13 protein-coding genes and 1 tRNA gene are annotated in these 12,132 nt (G+C 57.5%); 2 read left to right on the plus strand and 12 right to left on the minus strand.

The genetic code is table 11. The features are described from left to right. Positions 1-194: 194 nt before the first annotated feature. Complete coding sequence (locus VGL70_19200) at positions 195-1,763, plus strand: alkaline phosphatase family protein (protein HEY3305658.1); 1,569 nt, start codon at positions 195-197, stop codon at positions 1,761-1,763. Between the two features lie 220 nt (positions 1,764-1,983). Here VGL70_19200 and VGL70_19205 read toward each other — a convergent pair whose 3' ends face one another. The 9 genes from VGL70_19205 to VGL70_19245 all read right to left on the minus strand — a co-directional run bounded on the left by VGL70_19205 (position 1,984) and on the right by VGL70_19245 (position 8,803). Beyond that, positions 1,984-3,747 carry an ATP-binding protein gene (locus VGL70_19205; GenBank protein ID HEY3305659.1) on the minus strand — a complete coding sequence of 588 codons (1,764 nt, stop codon included), beginning with the start codon at positions 3,745-3,747 and terminating at the stop codon, positions 1,984-1,986. A gap of 276 nt (positions 3,748-4,023) precedes the next feature. Further along, a tRNA-Gly gene (locus VGL70_19210) sits at positions 4,024-4,100 on the minus strand. 47 nt (positions 4,101-4,147) lie between these two features. Beyond that, positions 4,148-4,717, minus strand: coding sequence for a CDP-diacylglycerol--glycerol-3-phosphate 3-phosphatidyltransferase (gene pgsA / locus VGL70_19215; GenBank protein ID HEY3305660.1), 570 nt, complete (start codon positions 4,715-4,717; stop codon positions 4,148-4,150). A 15-nt stretch (positions 4,718-4,732) separates the two neighbouring features. Further along, positions 4,733-5,374 carry a lytic transglycosylase domain-containing protein gene (locus VGL70_19220; GenBank protein ID HEY3305661.1) on the minus strand — a complete coding sequence of 214 codons (642 nt, stop codon included), beginning with the start codon at positions 5,372-5,374 and terminating at the stop codon, positions 4,733-4,735. Positions 5,375-5,571: 197 nt separating this feature from the next. Beyond that, the gene (modC, locus tag VGL70_19225; GenBank protein HEY3305662.1) at positions 5,572-6,645 is read right to left on the minus strand and encodes a molybdenum ABC transporter ATP-binding protein; all 1,074 of its coding nucleotides are present in this window, start codon (positions 6,643-6,645) and stop codon (positions 5,572-5,574) included. 4 nt (positions 6,646-6,649) lie between these two features. Further along, positions 6,650-7,336, minus strand: a complete 687-nt coding sequence (gene modB / locus VGL70_19230; GenBank protein ID HEY3305663.1) for a molybdate ABC transporter permease subunit — start codon at positions 7,334-7,336, stop codon at positions 6,650-6,652. A 7-nt stretch (positions 7,337-7,343) separates the two neighbouring features. Continuing rightward, positions 7,344-8,111 carry a molybdate ABC transporter substrate-binding protein gene (gene modA, locus VGL70_19235; GenBank protein HEY3305664.1) on the minus strand — a complete coding sequence of 256 codons (768 nt, stop codon included), beginning with the start codon at positions 8,109-8,111 and terminating at the stop codon, positions 7,344-7,346. 16 nt (positions 8,112-8,127) lie between these two features. Further along, positions 8,128-8,520, minus strand: a complete 393-nt coding sequence (locus VGL70_19240; GenBank protein ID HEY3305665.1) for a (deoxy)nucleoside triphosphate pyrophosphohydrolase — start codon at positions 8,518-8,520, stop codon at positions 8,128-8,130. 10 nt (positions 8,521-8,530) lie between these two features. After that, positions 8,531-8,803: a hypothetical protein gene (locus VGL70_19245; GenBank protein ID HEY3305666.1), complete on the minus strand. Its 273-nt coding sequence runs from the start codon at positions 8,801-8,803 to the stop codon at positions 8,531-8,533. A 156-nt stretch (positions 8,804-8,959) separates the two neighbouring features. Here VGL70_19245 and VGL70_19250 point away from each other — a divergent pair, with 156 nt between their 5' ends. After that, positions 8,960-9,181 carry a hypothetical protein gene (locus tag VGL70_19250; protein ID HEY3305667.1) on the plus strand — a complete coding sequence of 74 codons (222 nt, stop codon included), beginning with the start codon at positions 8,960-8,962 and terminating at the stop codon, positions 9,179-9,181. A gap of 6 nt (positions 9,182-9,187) precedes the next feature. On the opposite strand, the gene VGL70_19255 is transcribed toward VGL70_19250, so the two are convergent. From VGL70_19255 to VGL70_19265, 3 genes are all read right to left on the minus strand, one after another. Next, complete coding sequence (locus VGL70_19255) at positions 9,188-9,817, minus strand: ABC transporter substrate-binding protein (protein ID HEY3305668.1); 630 nt, start codon at positions 9,815-9,817, stop codon at positions 9,188-9,190. Between the two features lie 560 nt (positions 9,818-10,377). Beyond that, complete coding sequence (locus tag VGL70_19260) at positions 10,378-11,226, minus strand: hypothetical protein (GenBank protein HEY3305669.1); 849 nt, start codon at positions 11,224-11,226, stop codon at positions 10,378-10,380. Between the two features lie 16 nt (positions 11,227-11,242). Further along, a partial coding sequence (locus VGL70_19265) for an ABC transporter substrate-binding protein (GenBank protein ID HEY3305670.1) occupies positions 11,243-12,132 on the minus strand: 890 nt, incomplete at its 5' end.

Consider the following 12,132-nt stretch of genomic DNA (forward strand, 5'->3'; position numbering starts at 1 on the left):
CTCGCTTCGCCATCATCGTTCGAAAGCGAACGCCGGCGCCGGCGCGCGGCGTCCTACGATTGGGATATTTTGGTGGAAAAGCTGGCGCGGATCTTTTGCGAGCGGCTGAATATCAGATGGCCGGTCGACGTCACAATGAACGCACCGCGCGATCGGTCGGATTTTCTGGGCGAATAGAAGGTATCTTAAAGAGCATGCGTGTCGCCGTCATCGGGTTCGATTCCCTCGATCCGGGCCTCGTCAAGCACTGGGCGCAAACGGGCCACCTGCCGACGTTTCAAAAGCTATTCAGCAAGTCTGCCTGGGCATATGTCAACAACCCCCGTGGATTCGAGGCCGGAACGTGTTGGCTGTCCATGTGGACCGGGGTGTTGCCGGACGAGCATGGCATTCACGACGGGTTCTACGTGTTTGACCCACGCGAGTACCGCGTGCGCATTGCGCGCCCTGAAGAAATTCCCGAACCATTCTGGATGGCGGCGAGTCGCAGCGGCCGCCGGCTGCTGCTGGTCGATATCCCTTACACGTTTCTCAGCCCGGGCATAAACGGCGTGCAGCTGTGCGATTGGCTGGTACACGTGCGCTCGGACAACGAACGGATTCACTGCCATCCCGCCACGCTCGCCGGTCAGATCGCGCGCGACTATGGACTCAACCCTTGGTTTACGGCAAACCGCTGTCCGGGCAATGAACAGGACGCGTACAGCGTCGAGGGTCTCTCCAGCATTGTCGATACATTGAGCTCGCGCGCCGCGTTAAAGACTCGCTTCTGTCTCGACATGCTTGCGCGCGCGCCTTGGGATCTGTTTTTCACCGTGTTCCACGAGGGTCACGACGTCGGCCACATGTGCTGGCACGGGCATGATCCTTCCCATGAGCGTCACGATCCGAAATTGACGGCGCGGGTCGGTGACCCGTTGCTCAGCGTGTACCAAAAATTGGACGCGGCCACAGCCGCGTTGCTGGATGCGCTGCCGCCGGATGCCGCGGTGCTCGTCTACACAAGTCACGGCATCGGTCCGGAACGCACCGCCTCGCGTTTTCTCGATGCCATCCTCGCCCGCCTGGATGCCAATCCACACCCGGCAAAAAGCCGTGCGCTGGCGGACCGATTGGTCCCTTTGTATCGCCGCGTCGTCCCCGCCGCCGTGCGCCGCCGGATCGTGCCGACCGTCTTGGGCAATCAGGCGTATCAATGGGCCGCGTTCGATCGCCGGCGACGCCGGCGCTATTTTGTGCTGAACTCGAGCTATGCGACGGGTGGCGTGCGGTTCAATGTAAAGGGGCGGGATGCGCACGGCATCGTTGAGCCGGGCGCCGAACTGGAGCAATTGATGCGGGAGGTCGCGGACGGCTTTCGCGAAATGCGCAATGCCGACACCGGCGAACCCCTGGTAGAGGAAATAACCGCAACCTCCGACCTCTACCAGGGCTCGATGCGGTACCTGTTACCCGATCTGCTCCTCGAGTGGAACAAGTCACACCCGATTGATCGGGTGTCGTCGCCAAAGATCGGCGAAGTGAAAAATGATGTCGTGAGCGTCCGCAGCGGCGATCACGCAACGAGCAAGCAAGGTTTGCTTTTCGCTCCCGTTGCAGCCGGATCGACGGGTCAACAGCCCGAGATCCACGTCATCGATATCGCGCCGACCCTTTTGAATCTGTTAGGCGTAAGCGATGGTCTGCTGGCGGGAAAGGCAATCCCATTTCTCGTGCCCGGACCGGGCGCGCGCTATCCCCATGCGGTCGAGACCGGCCGCTGACGGGCGCTCTCAGATTCGTTTTTCAGCAAGGACGCACGCATCCAGCCCGACGCGGTCAAGCGCCTGGTCGCGCTCGAGACCGAAGCCGGTAACAAAGAAGACGTAGACGTTTCAGCGGCAGCGGACCTGTCGTTGGTCGACGAAGCATTGCGGCGGTCGCCGGCGGGCCGCTAGCTAAACGTCGCGCTTATTTCCTGCACCTGTTTGGGTGATTCCGGGTTTACGCAGCCCGGGTAACCGAAGGCGGACTTTGAGAAGCATGGCCGGTCTGTTCGGCCTCTTGATAAGGAATCGTGATGGTAAATGTCGAGCCCTTGCCGTGCTCGCTTTCGACCTCGACTTTACCGCCCAGCAGCTCGGTGAATTTCTTGACGATATAAAGCCCCAATCCGACTCCGCCGTGGAGTCTTCTCTCTACGCCGTCTCCTTGCTGGAACATCTCGAAGACGACACGCAGCGAATCTTTGGCAATCCCCATTCCCGTATCCGCCACCTTGAACTGCACGGCCTTCGCGTCCGGAACGCATCGGGCCGAGACGGTCACGCCGCCGTTGTCGGTGAACTTTATGGCATTGTTGATCAGGTTCTCCAGAATGTGCCTGAGTTTTCTCACGTCGGTCCTAACGACCGGAAGCTCCGCGGGATAGTCCCAGGCAAGGGTGATTTTTTTCTCCTGGATCACGGCGTAGGTGGATTTAAGATCGTCAAGAATATCCCTCACGCTGACATCGTTCCTCTCCACCTTGACAGCCTCGGCGTGAAGCGAGGCCGCGTACAAGATGCTGTTGATCATGTAGAGCTGATCGTGTCCCTGGCGCAAGACCTTGTTCAAGGCCTCCTCCTGCCGTGGATTGATCTCTCCCAACACCCGCTGCTTGATCATCCCGGCGTAACCCATGGCTACGGCCAACGGCGTCCTTAGCTCGTGCGACATGACGCTCAGAAATTCACCCTTCAGTTTGTTGGCGGCATCCGACGCGACCGCGCGGTTCTTGGTTTCCTCATATAGTCGGGAATTATTGATCGCGATCGCCGCCTGGCCTCCCAGGGTCATGAGAAAACCAATCTCTTCTTCCGTGAACCGATGCTTCTCCTTGGTATAAATCGAGAGGACGCCGAGCAATATTTCTTTAGCGATCAGAGGGACTCCCAGATAAGAGACCAGGTTTTGCCCGCGGAAAAACTCCGCGTCTTCAGTCCGGGGATACGTGTCGATCTCTTCTACGGCCAGAGGGACTCTCGTCGTGGCGACCACGTTCGTCAGACCGCGGCTATATTGCCCTTGCTCTGTTTTCCATGCGGGTTCGTCGAGATTCCGGCAGGCCAGGGGTTCTAATACGCCGGTCGTATTATTCACCAGTCCGATGGTCGCGACCGTCGGATAGGCGAAAAAGCAATCGACTTTCTCGAGCAGGACATCCGAAACATTGCGCAGATCTAAAATGGAATTGATAGCGAGATTGATCTCGTGGAGCGCCCGGATTCGCTCCAGATGCTGCTGGATTTCTTCTTTCGATCTCAGGAGCTCAACCTCCCGCGCATGGAGCGCGACGCCCATGGCGTCAAAACTCTGCGACAGTTGAGCCAGCTCCCTGGTCGTATACGTCAATCGTGTGCGCCCATACAGATCTCCATAGGCAAACCGTTTCGTAGCGTCGACCAGCGCCTTCACCTGGCGCAGGATAAACAGGTCGCTGCCGAACCACGCGGCGATCAGCGCCAATACCGCCGCTAAACCCAGAACCAGAAGATTACGGCGGAGAATTCGCCCTGCATCGACATAGAATGGGAAACCGCCGCCGATTTGCGGGTCTGCGGAATAAACCACAACCGGCCCCTGTTGAGCGACGACGATTGCTTCGGCCGCCCCGGATTGCCGTTGTTCCCAGGCGGTATAAGCGATCAAGCCAAACGCCGGGATCACGGCGAGCAGCACAAGCAGCAATAATCGAGCGCGAAGGCTCGAAAAAGTAAATCCGGTCATGGCGACTCGATGATACAGCAAGCGACATGCCGGAATTCCCGGGTATTGTAAGTCGTTGTTATCAATAACCGTTTCTTGGAAGAAAGCCCGGATTGCCCGCGCGAACCGACAATAATGGAAAGAACCGGACTAATGTGTACAGAAGCGAAAGCCCGTAGCGGGGCAGCGTCACCGGGGGCCGTCAGGATGCGAGCAAAGCCGACGGAATCATGACGCGCCACGCAGCCTCGACGGCGGCAATAAAAAAGCCCCCGCCCGAGGCAGGGGCTTGGAATCTGGAGCGGGTGAGGAGGGTCGAACTCCCGACCTTATGCTTGGCAAGCATACGCTCTAGCCAACTGAGCTACACCCGCATCGACTAACTTTTTATCCCAGCGTCGGCACTTTGTCAATTTCAGGCTCAGCCGGCCGCTTTCTTCTCATGCAAGGTGCGGAAAAATCGCACGTGGTAATTGACTCCGGACCACAGGGCGACGACCGTCGAGATCGCGAGAAAGTACATTCCGGCGACATAGAAATCGATCCCCGCGTACCGATAGTGCACCAACAGAGCGCAGACCGCGAAGCTCTGCAGGATGAATTTATATTTTCCCAGCTCTTCCGCCTCCATCACGAGTCCCTCGGTAAGCGCGATGCAGCGAAGAATCGTCACGGCCGTCTCGCGGGCGACGACCAGGACGACCAACCAAGCCGGCACGTCGGGTTCGTCTACTCGCTCCATCGCGGCGAGCATGATGAGGGTTGAAATGATCATGAGCTTGTCCGCCACGGGATCGAGAATCCTTCCCAGGTCGGAAACCGAGCCGCGCCGGCGGGCAAGGTAGCCGTCGAAAAAATCGCTCACCGAACCGAGAACGAAAAGGAATGCGGCCAAAAGCGAGGTGCGAGGGTCGCTAAAGGTGAGGAGATAAACGAGCAGCGGGATGATGGCGATGCGAAAGAGACTGAGAAGGTTGGGCAGCGTCCACACGGGGAAAGTGGTCCGCTACTGTTGCTGGAGGCGGCTCCCCTCGTTCACCGCCATCTGCCCGTTCTGGCTGTAGCGCTGAACATAGTTGAGGACGCGCCGGACATATTCCTTGGTCTCGGAATACGGCGGAATGCCCCGGTGTTTCTCGACGGCTTTAATCCCGGCGTTGTAAGCCGCCAGCGTCAAGGGAAGGTCCCCGCGATAAAGATCGAGAAGGAGCCGGAGGTGACGCACCCCGCCGTCGATATTTTCTTCCGGGTCATAGGCATTGCCGACGTTGTGGAGTCGGGCGGTTTCCGGCATGAGCTGCATCAATCCCTGCGCGCCCTTGTGGGAGCGGGCGGCTTCATTGAAATCGGATTCCACCTTAACCACGGCGCGCACGAGGGCCGGGTCCACGCCGTAGCGGTTGGACGACGTGAAAATAAAATCGTCGTAGCGCGCCGGGTCGACCCATGATCCTGACATGGGTGAGCGTTCGCTGTAGCCGCCCAAAAACCGGCAACTCGGCTGGGTGGGGCTGTTGGTGAAAAGCGACGTCCCGTCCGCGTTCCGGCACTGATACATGCCGGCCTTGGCCTCGCCGAAGAAGCAGAAGATAAGGGTAAAGGAAAAAATCAAAGCCGAAGCAGAGAGGTTTCGTGGGTTAACCGACATAGTAGCTCCGTACTTTAAGGTTTTCACGCGATTCTGTCAAACCGGTTTTGCCAGCTGTGCGGCCAATTTATATGACAGGAAGCTACGCAATCTATATGCCTTAGGATAACCCCTTGATTTTCAAGGACGAGATAGTTCGGCATGTAGCCAAATTCTGACACTTCCGACCAGGAAAATACCGCGCCGTTTCAAGTTGTTTACAGAAGGATGCAGGATCTCGTTTTGATTATCAGATACACCTCTCCGCCTGGCGCCAGTCCGAGCCTCTCGACGGCGGAGGAGGTCAATCTGACATAGAACGCTTCTCCTGCCTCCACGCGCAAAATCGCCTGCCCTCCCGCCCTCTCAATATTACCGACGACTCCACGAAAAATATTTCCTGCCGATATCCCCTCGGGCGCCTTGGTCGCTACCAGGATGTCGTCGCCGCGAATACCTACTTGCAGCAGGCGACTCGCCGGCCCGGTCGCATAAGGGATGAACAGATCCTGTCCGGATTTCAGCCGAACCCTGCTTCTACCGCCCTCGCTATCGGAGTCGATCAAGACGGCGTCGAAAACGTTCTCCAACTGATCTTTCTCCAACTGGGACAGAACCGCACTGGACATCAAAACTTCCCGCGGAATTCCCTGAGCCACCAGGCGGCCTGCCCTGATCATGACGACCCAGTCCGCCAGCGAGAGAACCTCGACGGGATCATGCGTGACATAAACCATCGGGATACCGAACTCGTCGCGCACGCGGCGCAGATAGGGAATGATCCGTTCTTTAAGCCCGATGTCGAGCGAAGCCAACGGCTCGTCCAGCAAAAGAAACTGCGGGCGCGAAAGCAGCGCGCGCGCCAGCGCCACTCTTTGCGACTCGCCGCCGGAAAGGCTCTTCACCGGGCGATCGAGAAGATGCCCGATCTCCAGGAGTTGGATCACATGGTCGAGACCCGTATCGCTGTCCGGATTGGAGCGTTTCCTCCCCGCGCCATAAAGAATATTTTTTCTTACTGAAAGATGAGGAAAAAGCGCCGTTTCCTGAGGCACGTAGCCGATCGATCTCTCCTGCGGAGAGAGATTGACCTTGCGCGTGGAAGAAAAAAGGATTCTGCCGTTGATGACGATCTCCCCCGATTGGATCTCCCGCAAGCCCGCCGCCGCGTCGAGAAGGGTCGTCTTGCCGGATCCCGAAGGGCCGAAGATGCACGTTATGCGCGCGTCGAACGCGGCGTCGATGTCGAGCACGAAATCGGCGAGGGGAATGCGGCACTTTAAGATCATCATTGGATCAACGCTTCGACCGAGCCAACCATTCCGATATCCACACCGCGGCGAACGCCAAAGCCACCGTGACCCATAACAAACCGTACGCCTCCTCGTCCCTTCCGAGCTGGACGGCATTAAAGATCGCGAGCGAAAGGGTCTGTGTCCGGCCGGGAATATTTCCGGCGACGAGGATGGTGGCGCCGAATTCGCCGAGCGCGCGGGAAAAGGCCAGCAGCGAGCCGGCCACGACGCCTTTCCAAGCGAGAGGCAGCGTGACAGTAAAAAAGATTCTTGTGTTCGAAGCGCCGAGCGTCGCGGCGATCTGTTCCAGCCGCGGATCGACCTCGGACAGCGATATCCGGACCGATCTCACGAGCAGCGGAAAGGACATCACCGCCATCGCGGCGAGCACTCCCTTCCAGTTGAAAACGATCTCGATGCCGCGTTCATAGAGCCAATGGCCGAGCGGGCTCCGCCGGCTGAAGATCTTCAGCAGGATGAGACCGGTGGCCACCGGCGGCATCACCAACGGAAGCAGCACCAAAGTCTCCACCACGCTCTTGAGAGCCCACCGTTTGCGGACAAAAAGCCACGAGAGACCGATCCCTAAGGGGAGAATGAGGAGAGTGCTCGCCGCAGCCACTGCGGCCGAAAAGAGGGTCACCTGCCATGCTTCAAGGGAAAAAGCGATGTAAGGAAAAATCTCCATTCACGCGCTACGGTAAAACGATGAAGCCATATTTTTTGTAAATCCGCTTGGCCGCCGGGTCCGAAAGGAATTGCAAAAATTCCCGCGCGGCGGTTTTTTTGCTCGATTCCTTGACGAGCGCCGCCGGATATACAATTTTGGGTCCTTTGTCGATCGGAACCTCGTAGGCGACTTTCACTTTTTTGGATATCGCGGCGTCGGTTTTGTAGACAAACCCGGCTTCGACGTTTCCCGATTCGACGGCGGCCAAAGCCGCGCGCGCGTCGAGCACCGGAACGATCTTGTCCTTGACCCGCTGCCAAAGTCCCTCCCCTTGGAGGTAAATTTTCGCGTAGATGCCGGCCGGAACCGCCGCGGGCTCGGCCAAGACCACTCTTTTGACTTCCGGCCGGAGGAGATCTTGGGGCGATCGAATCGGAAGCCTGGAATCGAGCGCGACGATCAGCACGAGCCGGTTCGAGAGAAAATTGCGCCGCGTCGCCGAGTCGATGCGGCCGGTTTTTTCCAGCATATCCATCTTCTCGGCGTCGGCGGAAAAAAAGATATCGGCTGGAGCCCCTTCCAGGATCTGCCGCGCCAAGGCGGCGGAACTGCCGAAATTCAGGGCGACACTGTTGCGCGTCTTGGTCTCGTAAGAACCGCCGATCTCTTTCAAGGCGTCCGTGAGGCTGGCTGCGGCCGAGACAAGAACCTCTTCCGCCGCGGCCGGAAGGCTCCAGGCGAAGCAGAATAACGCGAACGCAACCGGCCACGCCGTTCCCATCAGCGACCGCATTTTCGTCCCCGAACGTTTATCGAGGCAATCCTAGACTGACCAATGTCTCGATCAATGGCAGATCCCCGTCTAGAAAATCGAATTGTTTCAGTTCTTCCAACCCCACCCAGCGAACGTCGCGAAACACTATGTTCACGATCTCTCCGCGATACTCGTCCACGCGAAAGAAAACCAATTCCACTCTGATTCCGTCCCGGTAGGTATGATGGTGACGAAAGATTTCTTTTGGCGGCGGGATCTCGATCCACAGCTCTTCCCGTAGCTCGCGCGACAACGCTTCCACCAGCCCTTCCCCCTCTTCCACCTTTCCTCCGGGAAATTCCCACTTCAAAGGGAAGGTTCCCGCTTCCCGCCTCTGGCAGATGAGAACGCGGGCTTCCCGCACGATCAGTGCAGCCACGACTTGCATCGCGGCGAACCTACTCGTCCCGTTTTCCCGAGGGTCCGGCGCCGCTCGGCCTTTCCCGCTTCAGAACCAGGCAACTTCCGTACATGATGCTCTGCGTCGAGCAGACGACCTCCCACCCTTCCTTCCCAAGCTCGTTCAAGGCGACTTCCGATAAGTCGCTCGTGGTAAGAATACGGTATTCGAACTGGCGCATGATGTCTCCCTCGGCTCTCGTGATTTCTAAATGCGGATTGCCGTGGCGATGATGCGTTTGGCCGCTCCGTGCGGCCGGCCGCTCCGGCACATCTCTCTTATCTCATTCCAACGGTAAAATGTAGCGAAAGAAATCGTTTTTGCCTGCGCGCGGCTATATTGCAAGGCCTACGGAACGAGAATACAATGATGGTCGCTCGCTACGGATCCATGCGCGGCGTGAAGTGCAAATGAAGGAGGCGCCACCATGAGCGACTTGGACAAGAAGATCGTCGAGGGTGAAGGCATCGTCGTCGAGATCATAGGAACCGGGCCGCGGTTCGAGTTCGAGCAGATCTTGAAGCTTCTCAGAAAGGCCAACGATCTCGGCCTGGAAGGCAGGCGGCTGATCAAGGTGGAAAGCATCGGCAAACCGCGCGACGTTACGCTGGGCACGTTCATCTACCGCTTCATCACGGAAAAAGCCTGATCTCAACTACGGTCCTTTCCTGTACTCGAGTTTTTCCCTCATTACCCGGAGCAGTCCCTCATAGGATGACTGGCGGATCAGCCGGCTGAACTGCGAACGGTAGTTGCTGACCAAGCTGATTCCGGCGACGACCAAATCGTAGGCCCTCCACTCGCCGCCGACGCGATGCAGCAGATAGACGATCTTGGTTTCTTCGCCTCGCCCATTCAGTATTTTGCCTTCCACCTCGGCTTGGGAATCGCTCGTCTTCTCGCCGCTATAAATGAATCTCTCGTTATCGTAGGATTCGATGTTCTGGATGGAAGCCTTTTCCATAAAGGCGGTGAATACGTTCACAAATTCCTTCTGCTCGGCGGGAGTTCGACGGCCCCATTCTGCGCCCAGAGCGCGCTTGGCCATCTCCGGAAAATCGAAGCGAGGCAAAATCGCTTCGCGAAGCACCTTGCGCCGCGCTTCTTTGTTGGCCTCGCCCTTATATTTCGGGTCGGTCAGGATTTTAATGACCCGGTCCACCGTGGACTTGACCATGTCGGTCGGCGCCCCCGCCACAGCGTTGGACACATCGAGCAGTGAACCCGTCAAAAATGAACACAAAAGAGAGAGAACAAGAGCCTTCATAAAATATAGATGACCCATGGTTAGTCTCTCCGGTTGCAATCAGTTTTTAAATCGCCCGAACCAAGAATGAGGCAGATTTTAAGGAAGGAAAATGCCCGATGTTCGTAGGTTTTGCAAGAAGTTTTTTCCGGCTGGGGTTATCTGGAGAGTCCGGCGAGTGCGCTGAAGCGCGAGCAAAAACCAGCCGTCAAGATCGTTATGGAACATTTTGCCGCTTTTGCCAGGCACATCTTTTGCTTCTTGACGGCTTATTGGAATAACTCGACTGGAGGTGAACATGACGCTGATACTAGCACCCTTTTACATCTTGTTCGGTGTGCTGTACCTGGGCGGAACTGTCATCGGGCTTTTCCTTGGCGGGATTTTCTTTTTATTCACTCAATCGCGGTTTTTGTTCAGCAAAGAATGGCTCGGCCACGCTCTGTTACACCGCTCTCTTAAGTAACCGAACCAGTCCCGAAACCTCTCCAAATATGAAGGGTTTTTGCTTCAAATCGGCAAAAACCCTTCACGCCTATCTTGCTTCAGAAACGCTGGCACGCCCGGAGGGATTTGAATCCCCAAAACTCAGATCCGTCTTATAGTCCTGCTTTAGCCTGAGGGATTTCTGCCGGCCAGTTCTCGATGTAAACGGGTTCAGGCTGAAAGCCAATCACGTTGAGATAAAGATACTCCCTCCACTCGTGAAATTTCCGCACATTCTCCAGCGGGACATTGAAGTACTTGCGCAGGAACTCTCGGCGCGGCGGATCGAAGACCGTGCGCGGGCGGCTGTTGAGAGCCTTGGCGTCGATCTCGGCGATCTTCTTCCGGATCGGTGCTTCGCCGTATTCCTCGATCAGCTCCCAGACGTAATCGTGAATCTTTTGCAGGATCGCGTCGTGATGTCCCCGCTCCTCCGCCTGAACCACGCGCTCTTCGAATTCGAGCACCTTCGGCGTAGTGATTTGAATGCCCTGGATACTGGCCGCCGTGCAATGGCCGTACGGCCACAAGTTGCCGGCGAGAATGTAACTGAGAAAATCCCGCTGGAGTAATTGGCGGTGCTCGACGCGTGGCAAAAGGCCGTATCGGCGTTCGAAGTCGGGGTCGGGCCGTGCATGGTCGCGGCGCGGGTCGACGGCGTTGGCCTGCCGGATATAGCCCCAACCGTGGCCGGCCTCGGTGCGAATATGATCGGCAAGAGAATAACGCCACTCGGAATCCATGTCGAAGTGCGAATAGGCGTAGCAGGCGGCGCCGACCGTGGTCTCCAGTTCGTCGCGCCCGCGATAACCGAGCCAGCGGGCTAAAAGCTCCCGCTCCGCGTCGTCTTTGGGCTCGCGTTTCGATCCATCGCGCCGCTTGCGCAACTCATCCAGCGCTCTGGTGATCGGATTATCCTCGCTGTAGGTGATTTTTTTTCCGACGCCTCTGATGTCCGCCATGACGACCTCCTTACTTCTACTTCGAGGAATAGAGCGCCCTCAAAAATCCTTCCCTATCGATCCGCTCGAGGATGCTCGTGTCTACCACGCCGAACGGATCACGACTTGAGCGCTCGGTTGAAAGTTTCACCACCGTTTCGATTGCCTCTCTCGGCACGATCGGCAGACGTTCATAGACAGCCGCGACCTGCCGATAGGCCGCTTCAAGAGCTTCCGGGTCGGTGAGCCGCATGTTTCGGCTCAGTGTCTTCTTTGCCATAGTCGGATTGGTCAAGGCAAGCTTGATCCCGTGCAGAATCCCTTTGAGAAATCGATCCAGCGATGACGGCGATTTTTCCAGCACCGCCTTGGAAGTGACCACCGAGGTGAAGAGACAGGGGATCGGCGGTGTGGCCATGTCGATCAACATGCGGAGCCCCGATCTTCTCGCTTCGACCGTCTCCGGCGGCGATAGCAGCGCGGCATCGACCACGCCGGTGAACAGGGACTGCGAAACAAGCCCTAAACGACCGAACGCTACCAGCTTCACGTCCCTCAACGGGTCGAGCCCGGCGCGCATGAGTAAGATGTGGTTGGCTAAGTTGAGCGACGTGCCCGGCGGAGTGTTCGCGATCAGCTTTCCTTTGAGATCTTTTAACTGCGAAAGCTCCGGCTTGGCCCAAAGTTGAAAAGGAACGGTATTGACCAGCCCGCTGATGATCCGGACCTCGACGCCTTTCACGTACGCGTTAAGCGCCTGCCCGCCGCCCACGATGGCGACGTGCAAGCTCCCCGAATCCAAAGCGCGAATCATGGTGGTCCCCGCCGATTGCGTCAATTCAACGTTCACGCCGTAAATGTCGAACAACTTCTGATCGACGGCAAGATAACCCGCGAGTTGCGTCGCGCTCGCTCCCGAAAATCCCA

The organism is Candidatus Binatia bacterium, from assembly GCA_036504975.1.
In the GTDB taxonomy this organism is placed as follows: Bacteria; Desulfobacterota; Binatia; order UBA9968; family UBA9968; genus JAJPJQ01.